Source organism: Desulfotignum balticum DSM 7044 (assembly GCF_000421285.1).
GTDB lineage: Bacteria > Desulfobacterota > Desulfobacteria > Desulfobacterales > Desulfobacteraceae > Desulfotignum > Desulfotignum balticum.
Map to the genome: position 1 here is coordinate 1,193,886 of NZ_ATWO01000001.1, position 24,224 is coordinate 1,218,109.

The window sequence follows — 24,224 nt, forward strand, 5'->3', positions numbered from 1 at the left end:
GATTGTCCACCCTTCGTTATTTGAAATTAGAACTTACAGCAGGTTTTTAATATCTTTCCATGATTCACCAGCTTCAAATTTCGGACAAGCCTCCATGGCTTTTTGTACCATCTTTCCCCTGATGGCTGTCTTGGTCTTCTGAGTAACAGAGAGCTGCATTCTTTCCACCAGGCATACACCGGTGGTGGGATCTCCGGTAGGGGAGGGGGTGAGGAATTTACATTCTTTACAGGTTGCCATCAATCTACTCCTTAATTAAAAAATAATGGATTAGGGGTCATCCCCGGACGGTCGGTCAAAAGTCCGGGGATGATTTAAACAATCAAGAATTCAGCTTATCCAGCCGCAATATCCTGTTCCGTGCGTGCCATAATCGTATCCTGGGAATATCGTGCAAGGTCAATGAATTTTGCACTGTAGCCCGCGATCCGAACCAGCATATCAGTATGTTTTTCAGGTTCTATCTGTGCGGCTTTCATATCCTCTGTTGAAATTACATTGAACTGGACATGATCAATGTCCAGTTCATGCCATGTTTTCATGTAGGCGTGCCAGATATCGAAACCGGCATCACTGTTCATGAGGACCGTTGATAAGCGCTGATTCAACAGAATACCCTTATGTTTTGATGCGTTGATCTTGGACACGGATTTGAGTACAGAGGTGGGACCGTTTTTATCACAACCCATGTAAGGAGAGATGCCGCCGTCATCCAGGGCTTCGCCGGCATACCTGCCGTTGGCCGTAGCGGCCGTTTTGGGGCCATTGACGATATAACCCGCCACAGACTGGGCCAGCGGTAATGGAAAAGTGCCTGAATAGGTGGTGTTTCTTTTCCATTCATCGGCCACCAGGTCATAATACTTGGTGGCAATCTCGTCGACATAGGGATTATCATTGCCGAATTTTGGTGCGTTCCAGAAATCAAGGCGCATTTCTTCTTTGTCTTCCCAATTGTTCCGTAACGCATCCATCAGTTCCGTCATGGTATATTTTTTTTCGTCAAAGACCAGCTTTTTGATGGCTGCCATGGAGTCAACGACGACAACACTGCCGCCGATGAGGTTGTGCCAGGGGTTGGCCACTTCAGCCAGTTCATTGCCATCCATTCCTTTTTCAACGCATCCATCATCAATACTTGAAATGAATGGACAGCAAAGATATTTGGATTCCATGATACGACCTACGTCTTTGGACCTCAGGCTGAGTTCAATGGCATACCTGAGCTGTAACTTCACTGCCTCCCAGACCTGTCCAAAGCTGGCAAAATCTTCGGCATTTCCGGTTTCGGGACCCAATTGCATATTAGTGAAAAATTCGTCGAACCCATTGGTCAAGGCAATTTCCATAGCTTTTGCCGGATATACGTCTGATCCGCCTTCACTGCGAGTTTTCTGTGTGCCTCTCCGTCCCGTGATGCCAGGGGACATGCACAGCACAAGTGCCCAGTCTCTGGCAACCTCTTCAGGAACATTGAAATATTTGATCAATTGCTGGGTGTTCATCTCATCATTTTTAATGGAGGGGAATCCAAATCCTTTTTTGATGCAGTTAAAAACCTTTTTTTTGGTTTCCACATTACCTTTTTCATTCCAGCGGAAGCCAATGGACGGTTCTGTGGTGATGATACTTTCTGCAGCCTCCAGAATGGCATTGGTGCAGTCATTGCTGGCATCTGACCCATCCGGATTGATCCCGCCAAGGGTGAGGATGAACAGGTCGTTGGAACCTGCGAAAAACTCCCTGAGTTGTCTACCCCTGGTGCTGCCGTGTTCGGAAACTTTGAGCCTTTCGCATTCGAAAAGTTCAACAGCCTCTTCTCGGGTCATGGGTTGCTCGGTTTTGTCAATCACACTCTTTTGAAAATAGGGCCAGAGAAGCTTGTCTTCTTTGTGCCCATAACCGCTGCTGTAACGTTCGATACTGTGACAAAGAAGGAAAGTGAACCATTTGGATTGCATGGCATCTTTCAAGCCTCTGGCGGGATAGGCGGGGACGTGTCGGCAGATCTCTGAAATTTCGAGCAGCTCTTCTTTTCGTTTTGGATCGGTCAAAAAATTTTCAGCGATAATTTTAGCCAGCCTGGCGTGCCTTTGGGCCCATCCTACCACTGCTTTCATGGCAATGAGCATGGCCTGCCACTGGTCTATCTTGTCCAGATAATGCAGTTTCTTCGGCGCATTCCAGGGAGATTCGCGTATTTCCGTTTCAGCATCAGCAATTTTCTGTTCAACGACTTCGATTCTTTTCAGCAGCCCATCTTCAATAACGGATTCATAATTGGGCACAATGCTGGAAAAGGCTGTGACAAACATGGGTGGTTGGACTATAGTTGCGGAATACAGGACCCCAATTTCTTCAGGGGTGAAATATTTTTCCGCTTTTCTCTGAATGGTATAAGGTCTCCAGTATTCTGCGATTTCCCGCATTTCTTCCTTATGCTCGCAGTAATGGCTTTCAACCATATCCACTGTTGAAAAATAGGAAAGTTCCGGATATATTGGAAAGTAATCAGGATGTTCCGTATTGCCCCCTACGATCAGCTCTTCGTCCTGGATGTGGATGGTAATGTTTTTAAGGATGTTCTCAAGTCCTCTGGCCCGGAGGATGCAGTTGGGCTCTCCGATATTTTCTTTGTGAGCCTGGGTGATAAGTCTGGCGCGTTCCACTCCGGCCTTTACACTAGGGTCTACATATTCTCCTCCTGCGACATGTTTGAAGCGGCATCGGTTTTTAAGTCTTGCGGTTCTTTCTGTTGTCGGCATGATCGTACCTCCTGTCTGGCATTTTTAATGCTTAAATGATTGATTCAACGAAGATGGGGGTCAGTTTCTGGGCCTGTAACGTTGACAGGCCTCACTGTTTTCCGATACCGGCTTGGACAGCCAGAATTTGCCTTTTGTATCCTGCTGCTGTTCAACGCAATCCCCTTTGCCAGGTTCGAAATCCATATCCTTCTCAGGAATTGGAAAGAAAAAAGTGCATTTTTCACATTTGGGCATTTTTGATCCTCCTTGCTTAAGATTCTTTGGTGTAAAAATTACCGTATTGCAAAACTCGCTTCGGCGGATTGCAGTATTTGTCATGTTCCCAGTGAATAGCGATCTTTTTGGAAACATGTCAATGTACGCGATACAAAATGCTTTTTTAAATTTTTTGAATGAACGTTACCTCCTCAAGTCGTCTTTATCGAACCAATGACAAGATCAGAATGTTAAACCGCTCAGCTTTGAATATCAATGTTGATTTTTAAATTATTGAGTTTTATTCAATCAATTAAAAAAGGTCTTGTCAAGATGTTTTTTTTGAAGAAACGACAAAATTTGAATTTTAAAGAGAAAATAATATATATATTCAATGGTGCTTTATGGTTGGCGATGACAGTGGGCTTGGTTGTGTTGCTCAGCGCGTGTTGTGGTGTGTCGACTCATGATTTGTTGAATATTGCTCAAAACTAAAATGGTTGAATAATATTCTAAGTCTGCTATAATCCAAAATATCATTAGAGGTTCGAGTGATTGATTGACGTTTGAGAGCGTGTTGTTTTGCTGGAGTTATCAGTAAAGTCTGGGAGAACATAGGAGAACATATTTGAATGGAAAATAAAAACGGAAAAAAACAGGCCATCCTTCGGGCGGCTCAGGAAATATTTGCAGAAAAGGGGCTTGCAAACGCCACTATTTCTGAGATTGCAAAAAAGGCGGATGTTGTTGATTCAATAATATATCATTACTTTACAAACAAACAGGATCTTTTGTTTTCTTCGATAGAGGAGCTGATTGAAAAGTCTCATGAGGAGCTTTTGTTTCACTTCAAAGGCCTTTGGGGGCCGGTATCTCAACTTGGGAAGATGGTCTGGTTTCATTTGTACGAGAATGATTTTAGCTCCGGTGATGCGCGTAAGATGAAGAATCTTTTGTTTGAATGCCGTTCTAATAAAGACTATTATAGCCATTCTGGATATAAGGCGCTTCAACGATATGCTGGGGTTATGCTGGATATATTGAAAAAAGGAGTCAAGGAAAAATATTTTCGAGAAGATCTTGAGATAAATATTACCAGGGACATGATTTTTGGTTTTTTGGATGAAGAATCGTTGAGTTGCCTGGCATACAGGGAAATTGATGAAACTCTTCCTGATTTTGAATCCATCATGTCACTGATCATGGCTATGATAGGGATTGACACAGATGGAATGAATCCTGTTATGAATCTTGAGGTCGCGGCCGCAGTGAAAAATAACAGAAATGGTAAAGCTGAAAGGGTTTCTGAAGCTGCTGTGTCAATTTTTGCCCGGAAAGGTCATCGAAAAACGACTATGCTCGAGATAGCAGAGCATGCAGGGGTTGCAGAAGGGACAATATACGAATATTTTAAAAACAAGCAGGAGTTGCTGTTTTCCATCCCCAGGAATAAATTTTTGTCTTATCAGTTACAATTGAAAGGGGTTTTTGCGTCAAAGGATCCCCTGGAGAAGCTTAGATCGTTTGTCTGGGAATATTTTCGGATTTTTTCATCAGACAGTGATTTTTTGATGATTTTTTTATGTGACATCAAGCTGAATAAGCGATTCTACAATACTGAAGCATTCGGCGCTTTTTTAGACACCAGTGAGATTTTATATGATATTTTAGATGAGGGGAAAACTTGCGGTGTTTTTCGCCAGGATTTGAGTAACAGAGTGTTCCGAAATCTTTTTTTGGGTGCTTTTTCCCATCTTTGTATCCGCTGGTTTGTGCTTGAACGGGTCTCGCCCATTCGAATGATGTCGGAGCTGGCTTCCGTTACCAATCTCCTTTGCCGGGCCGTAGTTCCGAAATCTGAAAAAATTATCGATGGTTAGGGTGTGTTGAATTGAACAAACGCGGTTGAAACATTGAGGTCGGTTGTAAGAAAGTGGTTTATATTCCCGATTAGGGGCATTTAGTTTCTATCAGGGTTTTTAGTGAAAGTTGATATCTACCATCCTGCAAGACATAATTCTGCCATCAAAAATGATATTTTGATGAAAATTCAATTTAATTTTTCAAAAACGATGGCTTTGCCTCTTTCGTTATTTAGGCAAATAAAGTGTTTTTCTAAAAAGCTTCTTCAGCGTGTCAAATAATAGCTATTTTTTTCAAAGGGTTATCAAAAAAAATCATTTATTTTTCTTTTGCGTAAAAAAAAATGTATCTTTTGCGCTTGACACGCTCAAAACCATGTGATTGAATATTCCTCAATAATGATTAGAAATAAGTTTCTATCAATAGTATGAAATTTATAATAATTAAATTGGTCTTTAATTTCAGTATATTGAAAAATAAATGCACATTGTTTTTCATTCAACCATTATGAGGAGGCTCCATGGCTGAGAAAAAAAAGGTAAAAAAAGAAAAAGAACCGGATATTACATTTTATCATCCAGATTTATTAGCGGTTCCGGAAAACGAACCTCCCTATCTGAAAGGGTATAAATGTAAAAAATGCGGTCAACTTGATTTCCCCAAAGTAGCCCCATGCCCCAACTGCTGGGGGGAAGAATTTGAAATGGTGCCGTTATCCAGAAAAGGAATTTTGTACAGCTTTTCCGATTTGTATATCGGTCAGCCGGGTTTGGAAACGCCCTATATTTGTGGTTATATTGATCTGCCTGAGAATGTCAGAATTTTCGCCATGCTCAAAGGCGAGGTTAATACATTCAAATGCGATGAAGAAGTTGAGTTGACAACAGGCCAGATCAGAATGAATGCTGATGGCTTGCCGATCACCAGTTACATGTTCCAGAAAGCTTAGGAGACTCAAATGAAATTACAGAGAGATGTATATATTGCAGGCGTCGGAGAAACAGTTTTCGGCAAGCATAAGATGGATTATGATGAATTGGGACGGAACGCGGCATTCCAGGCGATTAAGACTTCCAATATCGATAGTCCGGGAATGATCGGCAGTGCTTATGTGGGCAATGCGCACAACGGTATCGTTACTGGTCAGACAATTTTTAAGGACCTTGGTGTCTGCGGCGCCACTCCTATCATCAATGTTGAAAGTGCCTGTTCTGCCGGCGCCATGGCGGTGCATCTGGCTATCAAAGATGTGGCCTACGGACTGACAGAGTTGTCCATGGGTGTTGGTGCAGAAAATCATACCCTTCGTCGTAAGAGCGGTACGGCATTCATGCCGGCCATGAACGATATTGAAACAGTTCACGGCGGGGTTATGACCGGTAAGTATGCCATGCGGGCTACTCGTTACATGTACGAGACCGGCGCTACCATTGAGGATTTAGCACTGATCACCCAGAAAAGCCGCCGTCATGGAAAGAACAATCCCCATGCACCTTTTGGAGGGGATTATACCATAGAAGAGATCATTGATTCCCGGATGATTGCCTATCCTTTGACCCTGCATCAGTGTTGCGGCATTGTCGACGGGGCTGGAGCCGTAGTCGTCTGCTCTAAAGAGATGATGAAGAAACTGGGGATTGAAAAGCCAGTCAAAGTAAGGGGCTCCGTGGTAACTTCGGGTCCATATCATAACCGGCCAAGGGATATTACCGGTGACGACATAACGGAGATGACCTCTGAAATGCTGTACGAGGAATCCGGAATAGGACCTAAGGATGTGGATATTCTAGAATTGCACGATGCCTTTACCATTGCGGAATTACTTTACTATGAATGCATGCAGCTGTGCGGAAAAGGTGAAGGGCTGAAATTTCTTAGAGACGGCCAGGCTACCTATGGTGGACAGTGCGTTGTCAGTCCCAGGGGCGGGATGCTGTCCTATGGACACCCTATCGGCGCATCCGGTGCAGCCCAGATAGCGGCCAATGTTAAACAACTCCGGGGAGAATGCAACGGATATCAGGTTGAACCCATTCCAAAGGTTGCGATGTCTCACGTAACGGGGGGCGGTTTGTCAGGCACGGAGCATGCAGCATGCACAATGCACATGATCACAGCTGATTGGTAGGATACTGCCTTGAGCATCCTCACATTGAATTGAAAAAAAAGAAAAAGGAGACGTTAAAATGGGATCATTTAAAGACAGGGTCGTGCTTATCGAATCCGTTGGGGATGATATCGCTTATGCCATCGCCCGTAAGGTAGCATCAAAGGGGGCCAAGCTGGCACTTTTTGATATTGATGGAAAAAATACTTCTGACATCGTTGCCAGACTTAAGGAGGATGGAATTGAAGCACTTGGAGTCACAGGCGATCCGGCAGATTGTACCGGTGTCAAGCAAGCCATCGGCGTCATCATGGAAAAATACGGAAAAATTGATGTGCTGATCAATAATTCCGATTATTTTGTGGAAAATGATATTGTGGAAACCAAAGCCCAGGGCTGGTACCAAGGGGCCAAAAACAATATTGATCCTGCGTTCTTTTTGTGCCGGGAGGTGATACCGATTATGCGAAAGCAAAGTTACGGTCGGATTGTCAATATAGGAAGCATTGAATATCTGGGGTTGCCTCAAACTTCCGTGTACAGCGCCGCAAAATCATCCATGCTGGGATTTACCCGATCGCTTGCCCTTGAAACCGCAAATGATAAAATTACTGTCAACTGGGTCGTCAAAGGTACCATCCATAAATCAAACATGTCCCAAGAACAAGAAGAAAAAATGGCTGCGAAAATTCCAGTACAGAAACTGGGAACACCCGAGGATGTCGCCGGGGCTGTGACCTTTTTTGCTGCAGATACATCAAAATTTATAACAGGTCAGACTTTTTTTGTCTGCGGCGGGAAAAGTCTTTCTTTTTCCATGTCTATTTAAAGCGCTGTTATATAAATTTCAGGACTATGTGGAGGTAAAGAATGGGCGTAGAAAACAGAGTTGCAATCATTACAGGATCTGCCAGTGGAATGGGCAGAGATACTGCATTCAAACTGGCTGAACATGGTGCCAGGATTGTCATTAATGATGTTGTGGAAGACAAGGTCGAGCAGACAGCGAAAGAACTTCGGGATAAAGGTTACGACGCAATCGGTATTGTAGCCGATATTTCAAGTAAATCTGATGTCGAATCGATGGTGGAAGAAACTATATCTTCCTTTGGTTCCATCGATATTTTGGTCAATAATGCCGGTTTGGAGCGGGGCGGTGCATTGAGAAAACTATCTGAGCAGGATTGGGACCTAACTTTGAACGTCAATTTGAAAGGCCCTTTTCTTTGTAGCCAGGCTGTCCATGGTTATATGGTGGATCAAAAGCGTGGACGGATAATCAATATCGCTTCCCGGGCATGGCTGGGAGGGCCGGGGCAGGCACCATATTCATCTGCAAAGGCCGGTCTGGTGGGTTTGACCAGGACCCTTGCCCTTGAACTGGGCAGAAAAGGCATTACCTCCAATTGTATTGCTCCGGGACTTATTGAAACTCCCATGTGGTATGAACTGCCCGAAAAGACGAGGGATTTTCTTTCTGCCAAACAACCTTCGGGCAGCATCGGCGAAGGTGATGATATTGCCAATACCGTTCTGTATCTGGCAGACGATGAGACAGTTTATGTCACCGGCCAGGTTCTGTATGTATGTGGAGGAAGAAGTCTGTTTTCAGGTTAATCAAAGGTGATGGTGTTACCATCAGGTGGGTGATACCCGCATTCGGTTTGAAAATGATTGTAACTGAATAAAAATAAGGAGGTTAGGCAATGGAAGGTGTACGTAAGAATAGATCCCTTTCTGATGTGAAAGTGCTTGATTTCACGGGTGAATTGGGCCCTTATGCTTCAAAATTGTATGCCGGCCTGGGTGCGGAGGTGATTCACCTTGAGCCGATAACTGGAGATCCTTTGCGGAGAAAAGGCCCATTTTATAGGGGGAAAGCAGACAATATGGAAGCCAGCCTGCAATTCCTGTATTACAATGGGAATAAAAAAAGCCTGGTACTGGACCTTCATAAAGAAGAAGGCCGGAACATTTTTTTGAAGCTCATTTCTAAAATCGATATTTTCATGGAAAGCTGTGTTCCTGGCTACCTTGATACCTTAGGTCTTTCCTATGATAATCTGAAAGAGGTTAACCCCAGGCTGGTTCAGACTTCCATCACGCCATACGGCAGTGTCGGGCCTTATAAGGATTATCCGGGATCCGATTTAACATGTTCGGCCATGGGCGGATTTCTGTACCTGGCCGGGATTGAGAATGAAAAACCGGTAAGAGCCTGTGATGACCAATCCTATCGGATGGCTGAATCTTATGCCGCAGTGGGCAGCTCAATTGCATTCTTATATGCCAAGAGAACAGGGAAGGGGCAATTTGTAGATGTTTCTGCTATGGAGGCAGTAGGCATGGCCCTTGAGAATGCAGCTCAATACTGGGATTTGGAAGGCAGCATCCGCCGGGGAAGAGGAAAAGAAGCTGGTTCAGCCACCGTTCATCCGTGTAAGGATGGTTATATCGCCATCGTTGCGATCATGGGAAAGAACAAGATTATGTGGGAACCTTTTGTCAAATGGATGAAGTCCGAGAATGTGGAAGAATGGCAAGTTTTTGAAGATCCTCGATGGATCGAACCTTCTTACAGGCGGTCAGCTGAGGGGTATGAAACCTTTTGCAGGATTTTTCATCGTTTCACAATGCAACTTGATAAAATGACCCTGTACGAAAGAGGACAGGCCAACCGTATTGCCTTGTCGCCGGTGAGCAATGGCAAAGATCTCCTTGAAAATCCTCAGTTAAAGCATCGCAATTTTTGGCAGACCATTGAACATAAAAATCTTGATGGTGAAATCACCTTTCCCGGGGCACCCTATGAATTTGGTGAGTTGGATTGGAGATTCGGATTTCCAGCCCCCAGATTTGGTGAACATACGACTCAAATACTCGAATCACTTGATTACAGAAAAGAAGAAATTGCTGTTTTTTCAAAGGAGGGAATTGTTCATGTCTAATTTTGAAAAAGCATTGGAGGGGTTGGTTGTATGTGATTTTTCCTGGGTCGGCGCGGGTCCTATCACAACCAATGTCCTGGGCCAGTGCGGTGCTGAAGTTATCAAGATAGAGAGTCAGAAAAGGCCTGATATATTAAGAAAAGGCGGACCCTTCAAGGACGGGATTGCCGACGGACTGGAGCGAAGCGGATATTTTGCAAACCGTAATCCTAACAAAAAATGCATTGCCTTGAACATGCGTCAGCCCATGGCCCGTGAGGTAGCCATCCGCCTGATTGAAAAAAGTGATATCATTATCAATAATTTTCGGGTCGGACAAATGGAAAAATGGAACCTGGGCTGGGAAGACGTCAAAAAAATTAATCCTCGGATTATCTATGTAACCATGAGCCTGCAGGGCACCGACGGCCCCCACAAATCATTCATGGGCTTCGGTGTTAATCTGAACGCTTTGTGCGGATTGACGGCTCAAGCCGCTATGCCGGGTAAAAGTCCGTTTGGTACAGGAACCAATTATACGGATCATGTTATGGTTCCGACTCATACCTTGTTTGGCATTATGGCGGCCTTGCTTCAGCGTGAAAGAACCGGCTTGGGGCAGACGGTTGAAATTTCCCAGCTTGAGAGCGCCATTGCCATGAAGCCTATTGACAGTATGGTTTATGCAGCAAATGGTGAGATTATGGGGCCTTTGGGATATGGAGATCCCAATGCTTCTCCTCACGGGGTTTATACCACCCTTGGATACAGAAAATGGTTGGCTATAGCGGTGTTTTCCGAAGAGGAATGGGCTGCCCTTCAGAAAGTCATGGGCTATCCAGACTGGGCAAAGGATGAGAAATTTGCCACTTTCGCTGCAAGAAAGGCGAACGAAGCGGAACTGAACGAGCATGTCGAGGCATGGACAAAACATCAATATGCCTCAAAACTCATGAAACAACTGCTGGAAGAAGGTGTGAAAGCTGGCCTTGTCAATGATGCTAGGGCAGCCATAGAAGATGAGCATCTGATTGAACGTGAATTCTGGTCTTATCTGGATCATCCAGTGGCGGGCATGACTTTGTACAACCGTGCCCCCATTGTATTTTCAGAAACTCCGATCGTCATGGAAAAGGCCGCCCCGCTACTGGGAGAGCATACTGACGAGGTCTTGACTGATTTTCTAGGTTATTCGGAAAAGGAATTGGAATCGTTGAAAGCGGCGGATGTGCTGGTATAATTGAAAAAGACAACTATACATAAAAAAGAAGAGTGGAATTATGGATTTTGGTATATCTGAAGAATATATGATGCTTAAAGAAGCCATGAGAGAATTTGTCAAACGCGAGCTCATGCCTCTGGAAAAGACGTTGCTTGAGCGGGATATGAGGCTCTGGACCGAGCCTGGTCCCCTGATCCCAAAAGAAGATTCAGACCGGCTGTATGCCATTACTAAGGAGCTGGGGTTCTGGGGTATTGAGGTTGAGGAAAAATTCGGGGGCCAGGGACTTGGGATGCTCGCCAAAACCTTGATCATGGAAGAAATGTGTAAAAGTTATGTGGGTTTTTCACCCCATGGATTTATGCTGCCTCCGGATGCACCGAATCTATATTATCTGCATGCATGCTGCGTGGATGATCAGCGGGACAAATATTTTATTCCTTACTGCAACCATGAGCTGGATTCAGCGATGGCAGTAACGGAACCGGATGCCGGATCTGATGTGAGTGGATTGAAAACAATGGCGGTTCGTAAAGGTGATAAATGGGTGATCAACGGGACCAAGACTTTTATCAGTAAGTGTGACAAGGATAATGTTTTTTTTATCCTGATCGCCTTGACGGACAAGAATGCACCGACCAAAGACAGATTCACTGCATTTCTCATTGATAAAGACATGCCTGGGGTTAAGGTGGGAAAAGAAATTCCAGTGATCGGGGCCATGCCGACCTGGGAATTGATTTTGAACGATGTCGAAGTGGGTGACAACGCGGTTCTGGGTGATGTGGGAAAAGCCTTTATCCCTCTCCAGAATCGATTCGGGGTACGCCGAATAGAGTTGGCAGCTCGATGTACTGGAATGGCTGAACGGATTATTCAAATGATGATAGATCAGGCGACAACCCGGACAACTTTTGGCAAACCCCTAGCGGAACGTCAGACCGTGCAGAACTGGATTGCGGATTCAACCATGGAGCTCGAGGCGGTAAGACTCAGGCTGTATTACGCCGCGTGGAAATCAGATCAGGGCATAACTGACCTGAGAAGTGAAGGGTCGAGCATCAAGGTGACTGCTACAGAAATGCTTTCCAAAGTTGCGGATAGGGCAATACAGCTTCATGGCGGGGTAGGGCTGTCCAAGGAACTGGGAATTGAGTATGTGGCACGAATGGTCAGAATCTGGCGGATACTGGAAGGGCCCAATGAAATTCATCGCTGGACGATTGCAAGGCAGCTTTTGAAAGAGAAAAAGCCTTATAATCCCTTTGTCGTGGTATCAGACTAACATCAAAATAACAGGTGATGACAATCTCTATCGTAAAGGAGCAGACCTAATGGGTGTAGAATTTTCTAAAGAAGATCATGTGGCCTATGTTACGTTGAATCGGCCGAAAGCAATGAATTCCTTAGATCCGGAATCCGTCACACGACTGGCGGAAGTCTGGGCTGAAGTGGCTAAAGACGATAATATTCGTGTAACCGTTTTGACTGGTGCCGGAGAAAAATCATTTTGTACAGGGACCGATATGAAAAAAACTCCGCCACCCCAGGAATGCATGGCTTCCATCTGGCTCAGGGAAGGCCAACCTATCATTCCTCATATGAAAATGTGGAAGCCCATTATCTGTGCCATAAATGGCTATGCCATTGGTGGAGGACTGGAAATGGCCCTTGCTTGTGATCTCAGAATCGCCAGCACCAATGCCAAATTCGGGCTGACTGAAGTCAAGGTAGCCAGCCTGGCCGGATTGAATGGAACTCAGTGCATTCCACGTGCCATTCCTCAGGCTGTGGCCATGAAAATGCTGTTGACAGGAGAGATGATAGATGCCAAAGAGGCTCACAGGGTTGGTCTGATCAGTGATGTGGTCGAACCTCAGGAATTGATGACTCTGGCCAGAAACATGGCCCGGAAAATTGCCGGCAATGCACCCTTGAGTGTGAAGGCTGCCAAACAGGCCGCAGTCATGGGGCTTGATATGCCGCTGGAACAGGGGATTGCCTTTTCTCACTTGTTATGGGGAGTCTTGAGAGATACTGAGGACAGGAAAGAGGGATTTACGGCATTTGCAGAAAAAAGAGCGCCCCAATGGAAGGGACGGTAATGTCAATTCATTAAAAACAGTGGAGGAAAAGACATGCACATTGCGGTATTAGCAAAAGTTGTCCCGGATTATTTGGTTCCGTCCATGGATTTTGAGTTGTCAAATAACCGGGCCCACGAAAGGTTTTCACGGATGCTCGGACTGTACGATGAAAATGCCATAGAAACCGCCATCCAGATCAAGGAAAAAACTTCGGGGTCATTGACCCTCATTTCCTATGGCAGCGAGAACGATATACAGTTTTTGAGAAAAGGTGCAGCCATGGGCGCTGATCAGTTAATTCTGGTGAAAGGGACATCCGATGATGCCGCGGTTATTGCCGGGAACCTCATGGCTGCCCTCCAGAGTATAGATAACGTGGATCTGGTGCTTGCGGGACAGCAATCTGCAGATATGGACCGAGGGGTTGTTCCAGGGATACTGGCCCAGATGCTAGGAGTTCCTTTCATTCCCCAGATCGGCGATGTTGATCATGAGAACGGTTCTTGGACCGTGACTCAGATTACAGCCCAGGGAAAACGTGAATTGGAGTTCAGTGGACCAGGTGTTTTGTCTATCACCAGTATTCCTGAGAATGTGCCCCGAATCCCTGCTGTGCGGGCTATTTTTGCAGCCAAGAAAAAACCGGTTATCAAACTTGAGTCCACGGATCAGAAAAAAATGGCGTTAAATGAACTGGAAGTGGCCATTCCTAAGATTGAGTGTGTTTGCGAGTTCATTGATGTGGAAGACCCGGGGCAGGCTGTCAGAATATTGTTAAATCGGTTGAATGAGGAGAGATATCTATGAAAACGCTGATCATTGAAAATATCGATTTGAAAAAAATCGGCGAACTCAAAACAGTGAGCCGATATTTCTGCGAACTTCCTGATATCATTGCCTTGGGTGAGGGAGATATCCCCGGCAATTACGGCAAAGCCTGGCAATCCAGCCAGACGCTTCCACCCAATCTGGTGCCAAGCATTGTTCAGCTAGCCAAGCTGGAAAATTACGAAGTGATTCTCTTGAGTGTCTCAACGTTGGGTACGGGATTGGCAGGCCCTCTGAGTGCGGCACTGTCAGCCCCGGTTGTGACAGAAGTGACAGCCATTCATTCAGACATGGTAATTGAGCGGCCCATTTATGGCGGGAAAGCCATAATTAAGCAGAAAATAGAATCAACTCCGGTTGTTTTGACCATTCGGCGTAAATATTTTGAGCCCGAAGTTTTGGAAGGCCACACTTCATCTATCCCATTGAATACAGAATCGGAAAAAGTCCAGTTAATCAGCGAAAAAAACGAACAGACCGATGGTGTTCCTCTTGAAGATGCTCCAGTGGTTGTGTCCGGGGGCAGAGGTATTGGTAATGCAGATAATTTTTCCCTGCTTCAAACTCTGGCTGATCAACTGAATGGTGCAGTGGGTGCATCGAGGGGGGCTGTAGATGAAGGATGGGCCTCTCCCACCCGCCAGATCGGTCAGACAGGCAAAATTGTGGCCCCCAGTGTGTATTTTGCCGTGGGAGTGTCCGGGGCCAGTCAGCATCTGGCTGGAATTGCCAATTCAAAATGTGTCGTGGCGATTAACAAGGATGAGGAAGCCAATATTTTCAACAGAGCGCGGTTTGGACTGGTTTGTGATTATCAGAAAATTATCCCTCAACTGACTCAGGCGATCAAGGAGAACAGATAAATGCCCCGCATCCCCTATTGGAATATTGATTATGGTATCATCATTGATCTATTGGCAATTCCGGTAGCCATTGTTTTTTTTTATGGTCTTTACCGGCAATGGCTGTTGATCAAACAGGGCAAAATGCGGGTGATCCCCTCGATCGGCAATATGATTCAGGGAATCGGCACCTTTCGCTTGAAGGCCTTTCTGGTACGGGGTATCCTGAATGCCCGGCTTTACCGGAAGCCAGCCTCGGGCATTGCCCATGGGTTTGTGTTCTGGGGGATGGTTATTCTTTTTATCGGAACAAACCTGGTAATTCTGAACATTTTGTTCGGGCTTCCGGTGTTCAGCGGTGGATTCAATCGCTGGTTCATGTCGTTCATGCTTGACCTGGCAGGCTTTCTGACCCTGGTCGGGATTGTTTTTTTTCTGGTTCGGCGGATGATTCCGCCGGTCCGCCTCAGATTGCCCGAGGCCAGAAAAGGGTTTGTGCCGGTCAGCGGACTTCTTGGCCTGATTCTTATCACCGGATTTGTCACGGAGGGCGCAAGAATAGCTGCTGCTGCCGGCTCCCTGGAGGCTGGCGCGTTCGTGGGCAATTTTTTGGCATCAAACCTGATCAGTCCGGCCCTTGCCCTTGAAATCCACGCGGTCACCTGGTGGGTACACGGCCTTCTGTCTCTGGGCTTTGTGGCCTATATTCCGTATTCTCCCCTGGTACACATAGTTCTTGCTCCGGTGAATGTGGGGTTTGCCGATCCGGCACCGAACGTGAAAATGGGGGTCATGGATTTCTCCGCGTTTGAAAATGAGGATGCAGAGGAACTGCCGGCCCTGGGCGCAAACAAATTGGCTGATTTTACACGCAAACGGTTCCTGGATTTTTCCAGCTGCCTGTGGTGCGGGCGTTGCCAGGAAGTCTGTCCCGCCTATAACACGGACAAACCCCTGTCTCCCAAGGGCGTGATAGTAACCCTGGCGGACCGGCTCGCCTCAGGTAAACTGGATGAATCGCTGATTGAGGGTATTTCCATGGATGCGATTTTTAACTGCACTACCTGTGCGGCCTGCATGGAAGCCTGTCCCGTCAGCATCAACCAGCCTAAAACCATTATGCGGTTCCGACAAAATCTGGTCATGGAGCAGAGCCGGATTCCGGAACTTATGGGAAAGGCCGTGGCCAGCCTTGAGCAGCGCGCTCATCCGTTCTTCGGAACGGGTTCGGGTGCCGCCGAGTGGCGCAAGGACTTGGATGTGCCGATCTTTGAGCCCGGCCAGACAGAATATCTGCTCTGGATCGGCTGCTCGGTCGCCTATGAGCAGCGGGCTCAGAAAATCGGGAGGGCCATGGTGCGAATTTTACAGAAGGCAGGGACTTCCTTCGGCATTCTTGAGGAATCCCGGTGTACCGGAGATCCTGCCAAGCAGATGGGCAATGAATTCCTGTTTGCGGAAATCGCGCAGCAGAATATCGAGGATTTCTCTGCTTTGGGGATTAAAAAAATCATCACCCTGTGCCCGCACTGCTTTAACAGTTTTTCCCGCCATTATCCCAAACTGGGCGGCGAATATGAAATCATTCCCCACGGCTCTTTCATCAAAATCCTCATGGACGAGAAAAAATTGAACCTGGTCCGAAAAGATCAGCTGATCACTTATCATGATCCATGTTACCTGGGCAGGCGGAATGGGATTTACGATGATCCCAGAACCGTCATCGCCGGAGTGGGGGGGCTGGTTGAAATGCCCCGGCACCGGAACGAAAGCTTTTGCTGCGGTGGCGGTGGAGGAAATTACTGGGCTGAAGAACTGGGTTCCCGGATCAATCAGCAGAGAGCTGGAGAAGCCATGGAAACAAATGCTGATACCATAGCAGTGGCTTGTCCTTTCTGCCTGCTGATGCTGACTGATGGCCTGAAAAAACATACGGAGGAAACAAAAATTTTTGATATAGCGGAAATAGTTGCTGCATCAATGGTTTGATGGATATCAAGGAAGTGTCATGACCGTTACAAAGCGATTTGCCCAATACATTGATGAGACCAAGTACGAGGATATTCCTCGTGACGTTCATCGATACGCCCGGTTATGCCTTCTGGACTGGATAGGGGTAACCTTGGGCGGGTCACGGGAGCCGATCAGTGACATTTTGATGGACTTCGTTGATATTGTCGGGGGTAATCCTCATGCCACCATCCTTGGAAAAGGGATCAAAACCAATCTGATTTTTGCTGCTCTGGTCAATGGTACCTTGTCCCATGCCTTGGATTTTGATGATACCCACAAGAATTCAGGAACACATCCCAGTGTTTGTCTGGCGCCAGCAGTTATGGCTGTCGGGGAATATATGAAATCATCGGGCCGGGATCTGATCACGGCCTTTGTTATCGGTTTTGAGGTGGGAGCCCGAATTGGGGCGGCGGCCGGAACTGCTCATTACGATTATGGGTGGCACGCCACTGCAACGATTGGTCGGTTCAGTGCCACTGCGGCAGCATCCAAACTCATGGGGCTTTCACAGGACCAGATCGTTAACGCCTTCGGTATTGCCGGAACCCAGGTCTCCGGACTACGGGAGGTTTTTGGTACCATGAGTAAACCCTTTCATGCCGGAAAAGCAGCCATGGATGGCCTTCTTTCTGTTGCTTTGGCAAAGCGGAATTTTGACAGCAGTAACGAAATCTTCGAGGGAAAGTTTGGCCTGAAAAATGTGTTTGCGCCCAAAGCCGATCCCAGCCGGCTCTTGAAGGATCTTGGCCGGAAATACCATATTACGGATATTGCTTTCAAACCCTATGCTTCAGCCCTGGCTACCCATTCCACCATTCAAGCGATCGAAGCTATGAAGGCAAAGGAAAAAATAACAGCTGCGGATGTCAAAAGTATTCAGATCGAATTCGGACAACTTCCTTTCAGTGTTGTCAACATCAAACATCCGAGAAGAGTGCTGGAAGGTAAGTTCAGTGTTTATCAATGTGCGGCCCTGGCTTTTGTTAAAGGTCGAGTCACTCCGGGTATGTTTACCCATGAATGGATTCATGATCCCGAAATTATCCGTTTTCGCGAAAAAGTTAATGTTTTACTCAATCCGGGTCTGAAAAAATTCGAAACCATCATCAAAGTGATTACCCAACAGAACAGGATTCTGGAAATATTTATACGGGAATCCAAAGGCTCTGCTTCAGATCCCCTGACATTTTTAGAAATGAAAAACAAATTTATGGATTTGGCTCTACCGGTTGTTGATCTAGAAAATGCAGAAAAAATTGTTGAATCTGTTAGACATCTGTCCGATATCCAGGATGTTAGTGCAATTATACAATTATGTCACCCTGCGTAAGATTGTTGATTAAATTTTACGGTACTGGCACAAAAAAATGGAACTCGAATATGAAAAGGAGGAAGTATGGCTAAAAAGAAAATAGGTGTATTGCTCTCAGGTTGTGGTGTGTATGATGGAACGGAAATCCATGAGTCAGTATTAACCCTTTTTTTTATCGATCAGTCCAACGCTGAGGCGGTCTGTTTTGCGCCGGACATTCCCCAGGCCCATGTCGTGAATCATTTGACCCAGGAGGAGATGTCGGAAACTCGAAATGTGCTGGTTGAATCGGCAAGGATAGCCAGAGGGCAGATTTGGAATATTGACGAGGTGGATGTGGCTGAGCTAGATGCTGTTATCCTGCCAGGTGGATTTGGAGCGGCTAAAAATTTAAGCGAATTTGCTTTTAAAGGTCCCCAGGGAAAGGTGAATGAGTCAGTGGCTTCATTTCTGAAAAAGATGATTGAAGCCGGAAAACCACTGGGTGCTTTATGCATTGCACCGGTCGCCGTGGGTATGGCTCTGAAGGACAGGTCTCCTGAATTGACAATCGGGAGCGAGCCGGAAGTGATTGAAGCCCTTAATGCGTTAGGTGTCAAACATGCCTTGTGCAAGGTAGACGAAATCTGTGTCGACTCGAAAAACAGCATCGTAACAACCCCGGCCTATATGCTGGGCTCCGGCATTGCAGATGTTGCCACGGGAATCCAGAAACTGGTTGAAAAAGTAATTGAAATGACACAATAGAGCACAGGTCTAATGCTGACTCACCAGTATTTGACTTGTCGAATGTTTTCAGTGGCAGAGATTCGACAGGTACTGCTTTCGGGGCGCATTCTATAGATTCACAGTTGAAACCACGGAAAAATTAGTGACAAAACTGGAGGCAGATGCTGTGTATAGTCTGGATGGAGTGCGAGTGTTTCATTATGATGAAAAATAATCAGCAATTATTATCGTGAAAGGCGATCATGAAGGGGCTTGAACTGTGCCGGAGGTTTTTTGAACGCCATGGTGCATCCATGATCAGCAAAAAGTTTTCTGGTTTTCGCCACCGGATTGCCGCAGGCATGGTTGGTGAGGGCTCTGAATGTCTGGGATTTGATGACCCGATTTCCAGGGATCATGACTGGGGGCCAGGATTCTGCCTTTGGCTGGATGACAACGATTTTGATGAAATTGGTAAGCCCCTTCAGTCAGCCTATGATCAACTGCCCCGCATGTTCATGGGATTCGTCCGAAAACCCGGGCCGTTGAGCAACGGGAAAGTCGGCGTTTTCAAGACATCAGACTTTTATAAACGATTTGTCGGCCTGGCTCATGCGCCCGAAACGCTTTTGCAGTGGGTTCGGCAGTCAGATGAATCTCTTTGCGCCTGTACCAGCGGAGATGTTTTTAGTGACCCACTGGGCCGATTCTCCCGGATTCGTCAAATCCTGTTGGATTTTTATCCAGAAGATGTCCGGATGTTCAAAATTGCTTGCCGGTGTGCTGCATGTGCCAGATCGGGTCAGTACAATTTTATGCGCTGTGCCAAGCGAAAGGAAATATTTGCTGCCGCCTATGCGTTGCATGATTTCTGTTCAGGCCTCATGGGGCTGGTCTTTTTACTGAAACGCCGGTATTCTCCATTTTTTAAATGGAAACACCGGGCAACCAGGGAATTGGGTGCCTTAGGGGCCGCTGTCCATGATCAGGTGAACACATTGATGCGTATCCGAAAGGATGAGGATAAACAAGCGATTGTTGAAAGTCTGAGTCTTTCTGTTATCAATGAATTGAAAAATCAGGGGCTCAGTGATTCGAACAGTGATTTTTTGCTGGACCACAGCCTTTCGGTTCAGAGCAGGATTTCATCTGACATGCTCCGACACAGCGATGTCTGGGGGGACCATTGAGCCGGAATATCCTGATCCTGGGGGGCAGTTATTTTGCGGGAAGGGCTTTGGTTGATCGGCTGATGCAGGAAAAAAAAGGTCAGGTTCACACCTTCAACCGTGGTAATATTCCTTTGAATTTGTCTGAGGTCAACGAAATATACGGCGATCGTACGGATCCTTTCTCCGTTCGGCACGATTTGCCTTACCGGACTTGGGATGTAGTCATCGATTTGTGCGCCTACAAGCCTGAGGATGTGGAAATGGTTCTGGAATTGATGAACGGAACTATCGGTCAGTATATCTTTGTCAGCACAATTAGTGTCTAGGACCATTCTGCCATGCTCCCTCTGGACGAGACCTCTTCGACTCTGGATGGCCCTCAGCCAAACTTGGGGGAATACGCTTTTTATGCGTTTGATAAGATACAAACTGAGAAGAAACTGGCGCAAATTTCCGGAAAAAAGATCAGGATCGTCCGGATGTCCGTTGCCACCATTGAAAAGCAAGGGATTCCTTTGCCTTTCTCCATTGATCAGCATCAGATTTATTCAGGGACCAGGCTTTACCGGAAGTTTGGTTTTCAGTCCACCCCATTAGTTCAGGGAATGGAAAAAACGTGTGGATTCTACAAGTCCAACCTGAAAAAAAAGGAGCTATAAAATGGATGTGTTAAAAAAAAACCGGAAGTTTTTGATCAAAAGCATCCTTGAGATGGAACTGAACATGTTTCAAAGGGTCAATGGGGGGCCAAGCGCACCCTGCCAGGAACAACCGGATGCATTCAAAAAGATCAGGGGAAGTATCTATTCGTTCTGGTCCCTTGACATGTTGGAATCCTATTACGGGGATTTAATCATGGCCCAGAGAAATAATCGGAATCTCGTTTATGAAAAATATGCCAGAATGGACAACAAGATTCCACCAATAAACAAGAGCCCGCTTATTGGAAAAATTGTCGAGATTGAACAGAAATGGCAGGAAGAACTAAAATCAGCTTATCCAGTGGTATATCGACATACCTGCCGGGATAGGAGCGTGGTTAAGGACGGAAGTGATTTTAAAGTTTATCTTGCCAGTGAGCTTGAAACTTTTGGTAACAAAACACTGGAAAAATACTACGACCATGTAAAGAAAGCCATTGATAAAGGAAAAAACTTATCCATGGAAATGCTCCGCAGGCTGGCTGAAAACAGTGGGGTGGAAAGTCTTGAAAAATTAGAGGCAGTTATGCAAAAACAGGTGAATCCATGAAATGGAATATCGGAAAAATCTTGAGCAAGCGTGAGGCGTTTAGCCCGGATAAAATCGCCCTGATATTTGAGGACACGCCTTTGACATACAGGGATCTGAATCGGGAGTCTAACCGGGTTGCCCATTTTTTTGCGGAAAAAGGATTGAAAAAAGGGGATCGGATTGCTGTGGACTTGCTGAATGGTCCTGAGTTTCTGGCATGCTATTTTGCGGCGGCAAAATTGGGACTGATCTTTGTCCCGATGAATTACCGACTTGTTTCACAGGAATTGAAATACCAGCTTAACCGGTGCAATTGCAGTATGTTGGTATTTAATGATCAATTCAAAGAATATATCGACCCCATACGGAATTCCCTGGATTTGAAAGAGGAAAATTTCGTGTGCGTGACCATAGATGGTGAATGTCCTGCCTGGGCTCTTGACTACCGGGGTGTCATCAGCCATTATCCTGCTGATGAACCGATTCCTGAACGCATCATTGATTTGGATGATCCGCTGACAATACTGTTTACCTCGGGAGTGACCGGCAGTCCCAAGGGCGCTGTCATCACCCATGGTCAGACCTATTTCAAATGTTTTCAAATAATCAATTATACAGATATGCGACAGGGGGACATCGTTCAATCGCAGGCACCTCTTTGTCATTCTGCCGGTCTTTTCGCTGTTTCCACGCCAGCTTTGAGCAGGGGGGCGACTTTGTTGATGCGGTCCGGATTCGATCCGGAGAAATTTTCCTTGGACATTGAGAGATACAGCGCTACCATTGTGTTTGGGCTCAGTACCATGATGCGTTTTGTGTTGAATTCAGGGGTCCTGGATAAAGTGGATTTAAGTTCTGTGCGGTTCGTCTACGGAGGCGGAGAAAAAACGTCCCAGACCCTTTATGATGAGCTGGCAAGAAAGGGTTTGAATTTGCTTCCAGGCTTCGGCCAGACCGAAAATTCCGCAATGGCCCTGATGCCAGAACATGCACCCCGATCGAAATACAAGTCTGTCGGAGTGGCCAATTTTTTTACGGAATTATGGATTCAGAACGAAAAAGGGCAAAGGGTCAAACCCGGAGAAATCGGTCAGATTATGGCTAGGGGTCCCAATGTGATGAAAGAATACTGGGATATGCCAGCGGAAACACGGACCACGATTGTGGATGACGTGTTGCATACCGGAGACCTTGGATATATGGATGAGGATGGCTATCTGTATGTTGTGGACCGGATGAAAGATATGTATCGATCAGGTGCGGAAAATGTGTATCCGGCTGAGGTGGAAGCTGAATTGATAAAGCATCCGAAAATCGAGCAGGTGGCCATTGTGGGCGTTCCCAATGAAAAATGGGGAGAAACCGGAAAAGCCTTTATTGTCTGTTCTGAAGGCCAGACAATAACCCATTCGGAAGTCGCTGAATATCTGGACGGTAAGGTCGCCAGATTTAAAATACCCGGATACACTCAACTGCTTGATTCAATGCCGCAGACTGTAACTGGTAAGTTGAGAAAGGGGGTGTTAAAGAAAAAATATTGTTAACTTCTTAGAATAATTGATATATTTTTATCTGTTTCCGAATAATTTTTGACTGTTTTTTTGAAAAATGTTTCGAATCTTTTATCATTTTTAGGATCTAATTCAGATTTTGCAAGAACAAGGTCTATATTTCTGATAAAATGTTGAAAAGTTGCTGTAAAAAAAGTATATAGTCAAAATTCTGATAAATGAGGATGAGACGCTAAACCTGCGTATCCCTCAAATAAAAAAGGAAACGGAATGAAGATACATGAATATCAGGCCAAGGAGTTGTTTCGAACATTCAATGTCCCGGTTGCCAGAAGCGGTGTGGCATTTTCAAAAGAAGAGGCACTCAAGGTTGCTGAAGATCTCGGTCAGTATCCAGTGGTGGTGAAAGCTCAGATCCATGCCGGTGGTCGCGGTAAAGGCGGTGGAGTCAAACTTGCGGCAAATTCCGAACAGGTGATGACCATTGTGGATCAGTTTTTGGGAATGCGTCTGGTCACTGATCAAACCGGACCGGAAGGCAGAATCGTCCGAAAAGTACTGATTGAAGCCGGTCAGAGTATTGATAAGGAGTTTTATCTGAGTCTTTTGGTTGATAGAAAGACTGAAAAAATAGTGATTATGGCAAGCCAGGCTGGGGGGGTCGATATTGAAAATGTTGCTGCAAAGACACCAGAAAAGATTATCAGGGTGTTTGTGGACCCACTTATAGGTATCCAGGGATATCAGATGCGGCAAGTGGGATTCCAGCTGGGTTTTCCGGCACCTGCCATGAAACAATTATATGGGTTGCTGTTCAATCTGTATCGTTTTTTTGTGAAATATGACGTATCTCTTGTGGAAATCAATCCATTGATTTTGACCTCGGAGGGAAATGTCATGGCTCTGGACGCCAAGGTGGATTTTGATTCCAACGCCCTGTTCCGGCACAAGGACCTGCTGGAATTAAGGGATCTGGACGAAGAAGACCCCATGGAGGTGGAAGCCTCGTCATACAATCTCAATTACATCAACCTGGACGGCAATGTGGGCAATATCGTCAACGGTGCCGGCCTGGCCATGGCCACCATGGATATCATCAAGAACGCCGGGGCCTCGCCTGCCAATTTCATGGATGTGGGGGGCGGCGCATCGGCCGAGCAGGTGGAAAACGCGTTCCGCATCATTCTGGCGGATCCGAAAGTCAAGGCCGTGCTCATCAATATTTTCGGCGGGATCTTAAGGTGTGACGTGTTTGCCAGAGGCGTGGTGGAAGCCGCCAAAAAGACCGGCGTCACCGTGCCCGTGGTGGTGCGCATGGAAGGCACCAACGTGGAAGAGGGCCGGCAGATTCTGGCGGACAGTGACCTGAACCTGACCAGTGCATCAGACCTGGCCGATGCAGCCGAAAAAATCGCAGCAGCAGTGAACTAAAG

General features: G+C 46.1%; 23 protein-coding genes. 20 read left to right on the forward strand and 3 right to left on the reverse strand.

The genetic code is table 11. The features are described from left to right. Positions 1–33 precede the first annotated feature (33 nt). The 3 genes from K365_RS0106155 to K365_RS29220 all read right to left on the reverse strand — a co-directional run bounded on the left by K365_RS0106155 (position 34) and on the right by K365_RS29220 (position 3,119). Positions 34–240: a hypothetical protein gene (locus K365_RS0106155; RefSeq protein WP_006966107.1), complete on the reverse strand. Its 207-nt coding sequence runs from the start codon at positions 238–240 to the stop codon at positions 34–36. Between the two features lie 95 nt (positions 241–335). Continuing rightward, positions 336–2,765 (reverse strand): benzylsuccinate synthase subunit alpha, encoded by a 2,430-nt coding sequence (locus tag K365_RS0106160; RefSeq protein ID WP_006966105.1) that lies wholly within the window; start codon positions 2,763–2,765, stop codon positions 336–338. Positions 2,766–2,825: 60 nt separating this feature from the next. Beyond that, positions 2,826–3,119 carry a benzylsuccinate synthase gamma subunit family protein gene (locus K365_RS29220; RefSeq protein WP_337833236.1) on the reverse strand — a complete coding sequence of 98 codons (294 nt, stop codon included), beginning with the start codon at positions 3,117–3,119 and terminating at the stop codon, positions 2,826–2,828. A gap of 476 nt (positions 3,120–3,595) precedes the next feature. On the opposite strand from K365_RS29220, the gene K365_RS0106175 reads away from it, so the two are divergent. The 20 genes from K365_RS0106175 to sucC all read left to right on the forward strand — a co-directional run bounded on the left by K365_RS0106175 (position 3,596) and on the right by sucC (position 24,222). Then, positions 3,596–4,843, forward strand: coding sequence for a TetR/AcrR family transcriptional regulator (locus tag K365_RS0106175; RefSeq protein WP_006966101.1), 1,248 nt, complete (start codon positions 3,596–3,598; stop codon positions 4,841–4,843). 503 nt (positions 4,844–5,346) lie between these two features. Continuing rightward, positions 5,347–5,775 (forward strand): benzoylsuccinyl-CoA thiolase subunit BbsA, encoded by a 429-nt coding sequence (gene bbsA / locus K365_RS0106180; protein ID WP_006966099.1) that lies wholly within the window; start codon positions 5,347–5,349, stop codon positions 5,773–5,775. A gap of 9 nt (positions 5,776–5,784) precedes the next feature. After that, on the forward strand, positions 5,785–6,954 hold the full coding sequence (gene bbsB, locus K365_RS0106185; protein WP_006966098.1) for a benzoylsuccinyl-CoA thiolase subunit BbsB: 1,170 nt from the start codon (positions 5,785–5,787) through the stop codon (positions 6,952–6,954). Positions 6,955–7,012: 58 nt separating this feature from the next. Continuing rightward, on the forward strand, positions 7,013–7,762 hold the full coding sequence (locus K365_RS0106190) for an SDR family NAD(P)-dependent oxidoreductase (protein ID WP_006966097.1): 750 nt from the start codon (positions 7,013–7,015) through the stop codon (positions 7,760–7,762). 41 nt (positions 7,763–7,803) lie between these two features. Beyond that, complete coding sequence (locus K365_RS0106195) at positions 7,804–8,550, forward strand: SDR family NAD(P)-dependent oxidoreductase (RefSeq protein ID WP_006966096.1); 747 nt, start codon at positions 7,804–7,806, stop codon at positions 8,548–8,550. 89 nt (positions 8,551–8,639) lie between these two features. Continuing rightward, on the forward strand, positions 8,640–9,881 hold the full coding sequence (locus K365_RS0106200) for a CaiB/BaiF CoA transferase family protein (protein ID WP_006966094.1): 1,242 nt from the start codon (positions 8,640–8,642) through the stop codon (positions 9,879–9,881). Beyond that, entirely contained in the window at positions 9,874–11,100 is a 1,227-nt protein-coding gene (locus K365_RS0106205; protein ID WP_006966092.1) for a CaiB/BaiF CoA transferase family protein, read from the forward strand. Before K365_RS0106200 ends, K365_RS0106205 begins: the two co-directional genes overlap by 8 nt. A 40-nt stretch (positions 11,101–11,140) precedes the next feature. Further along, positions 11,141–12,367 carry an acyl-CoA dehydrogenase family protein gene (locus tag K365_RS0106210; RefSeq protein ID WP_006966091.1) on the forward strand — a complete coding sequence of 409 codons (1,227 nt, stop codon included), beginning with the start codon at positions 11,141–11,143 and terminating at the stop codon, positions 12,365–12,367. A 49-nt stretch (positions 12,368–12,416) separates the two neighbouring features. Next, the gene (locus tag K365_RS0106215) at positions 12,417–13,187 is read left to right on the forward strand and encodes an enoyl-CoA hydratase/isomerase family protein (protein WP_006966090.1); all 771 of its coding nucleotides are present in this window, start codon (positions 12,417–12,419) and stop codon (positions 13,185–13,187) included. A 33-nt stretch (positions 13,188–13,220) separates the two neighbouring features. Continuing rightward, positions 13,221–13,976 (forward strand): adenine nucleotide alpha hydrolase family protein, encoded by a 756-nt coding sequence (locus K365_RS0106220; protein WP_006966089.1) that lies wholly within the window; start codon positions 13,221–13,223, stop codon positions 13,974–13,976. Further along, positions 13,973–14,860: an electron transfer flavoprotein subunit alpha/FixB family protein gene (locus tag K365_RS0106225; RefSeq protein WP_006966088.1), complete on the forward strand. Its 888-nt coding sequence runs from the start codon at positions 13,973–13,975 to the stop codon at positions 14,858–14,860. The genes K365_RS0106220 and K365_RS0106225 overlap by 4 nt, the downstream gene beginning before the upstream one ends. Beyond that, a complete protein-coding gene (locus K365_RS0106230) occupies positions 14,861–16,828 on the forward strand; it encodes a heterodisulfide reductase-related iron-sulfur binding cluster (protein ID WP_006966087.1) in 1,968 nt (655 codons plus the stop codon). A gap of 19 nt (positions 16,829–16,847) precedes the next feature. Next, the gene (locus tag K365_RS0106235; RefSeq protein ID WP_006966086.1) at positions 16,848–18,185 is read left to right on the forward strand and encodes an MmgE/PrpD family protein; all 1,338 of its coding nucleotides are present in this window, start codon (positions 16,848–16,850) and stop codon (positions 18,183–18,185) included. Positions 18,186–18,251: 66 nt separating this feature from the next. Further along, positions 18,252–18,914, forward strand: a complete 663-nt coding sequence (gene elbB / locus K365_RS0106240; RefSeq protein WP_006966085.1) for an isoprenoid biosynthesis glyoxalase ElbB — start codon at positions 18,252–18,254, stop codon at positions 18,912–18,914. Between the two features lie 275 nt (positions 18,915–19,189). Next, positions 19,190–20,065: a DUF4037 domain-containing protein gene (locus K365_RS0106245; RefSeq protein ID WP_245569140.1), complete on the forward strand. Its 876-nt coding sequence runs from the start codon at positions 19,190–19,192 to the stop codon at positions 20,063–20,065. After that, the gene (locus tag K365_RS0106250; RefSeq protein WP_024333916.1) at positions 20,062–20,373 is read left to right on the forward strand and encodes an NAD-dependent epimerase/dehydratase family protein; all 312 of its coding nucleotides are present in this window, start codon (positions 20,062–20,064) and stop codon (positions 20,371–20,373) included. Before K365_RS0106245 ends, K365_RS0106250 begins: the two co-directional genes overlap by 4 nt. A 12-nt stretch (positions 20,374–20,385) precedes the next feature. After that, positions 20,386–20,706 (forward strand): hypothetical protein, encoded by a 321-nt coding sequence (locus K365_RS0106255; RefSeq protein WP_006966082.1) that lies wholly within the window; start codon positions 20,386–20,388, stop codon positions 20,704–20,706. A 1-nt stretch (position 20,707) separates the two neighbouring features. Next, positions 20,708–21,298: a DUF4125 family protein gene (locus K365_RS0106260; RefSeq protein ID WP_006966081.1), complete on the forward strand. Its 591-nt coding sequence runs from the start codon at positions 20,708–20,710 to the stop codon at positions 21,296–21,298. Continuing rightward, on the forward strand, positions 21,295–22,824 hold the full coding sequence (locus K365_RS0106265) for a class I adenylate-forming enzyme family protein (protein WP_006966080.1): 1,530 nt from the start codon (positions 21,295–21,297) through the stop codon (positions 22,822–22,824). Before K365_RS0106260 ends, K365_RS0106265 begins: the two co-directional genes overlap by 4 nt. A 237-nt stretch (positions 22,825–23,061) precedes the next feature. Beyond that, the gene (gene sucC / locus K365_RS0106270; RefSeq protein ID WP_006966079.1) at positions 23,062–24,222 is read left to right on the forward strand and encodes an ADP-forming succinate--CoA ligase subunit beta; all 1,161 of its coding nucleotides are present in this window, start codon (positions 23,062–23,064) and stop codon (positions 24,220–24,222) included. Positions 24,223–24,224 lie beyond the last annotated feature (2 nt).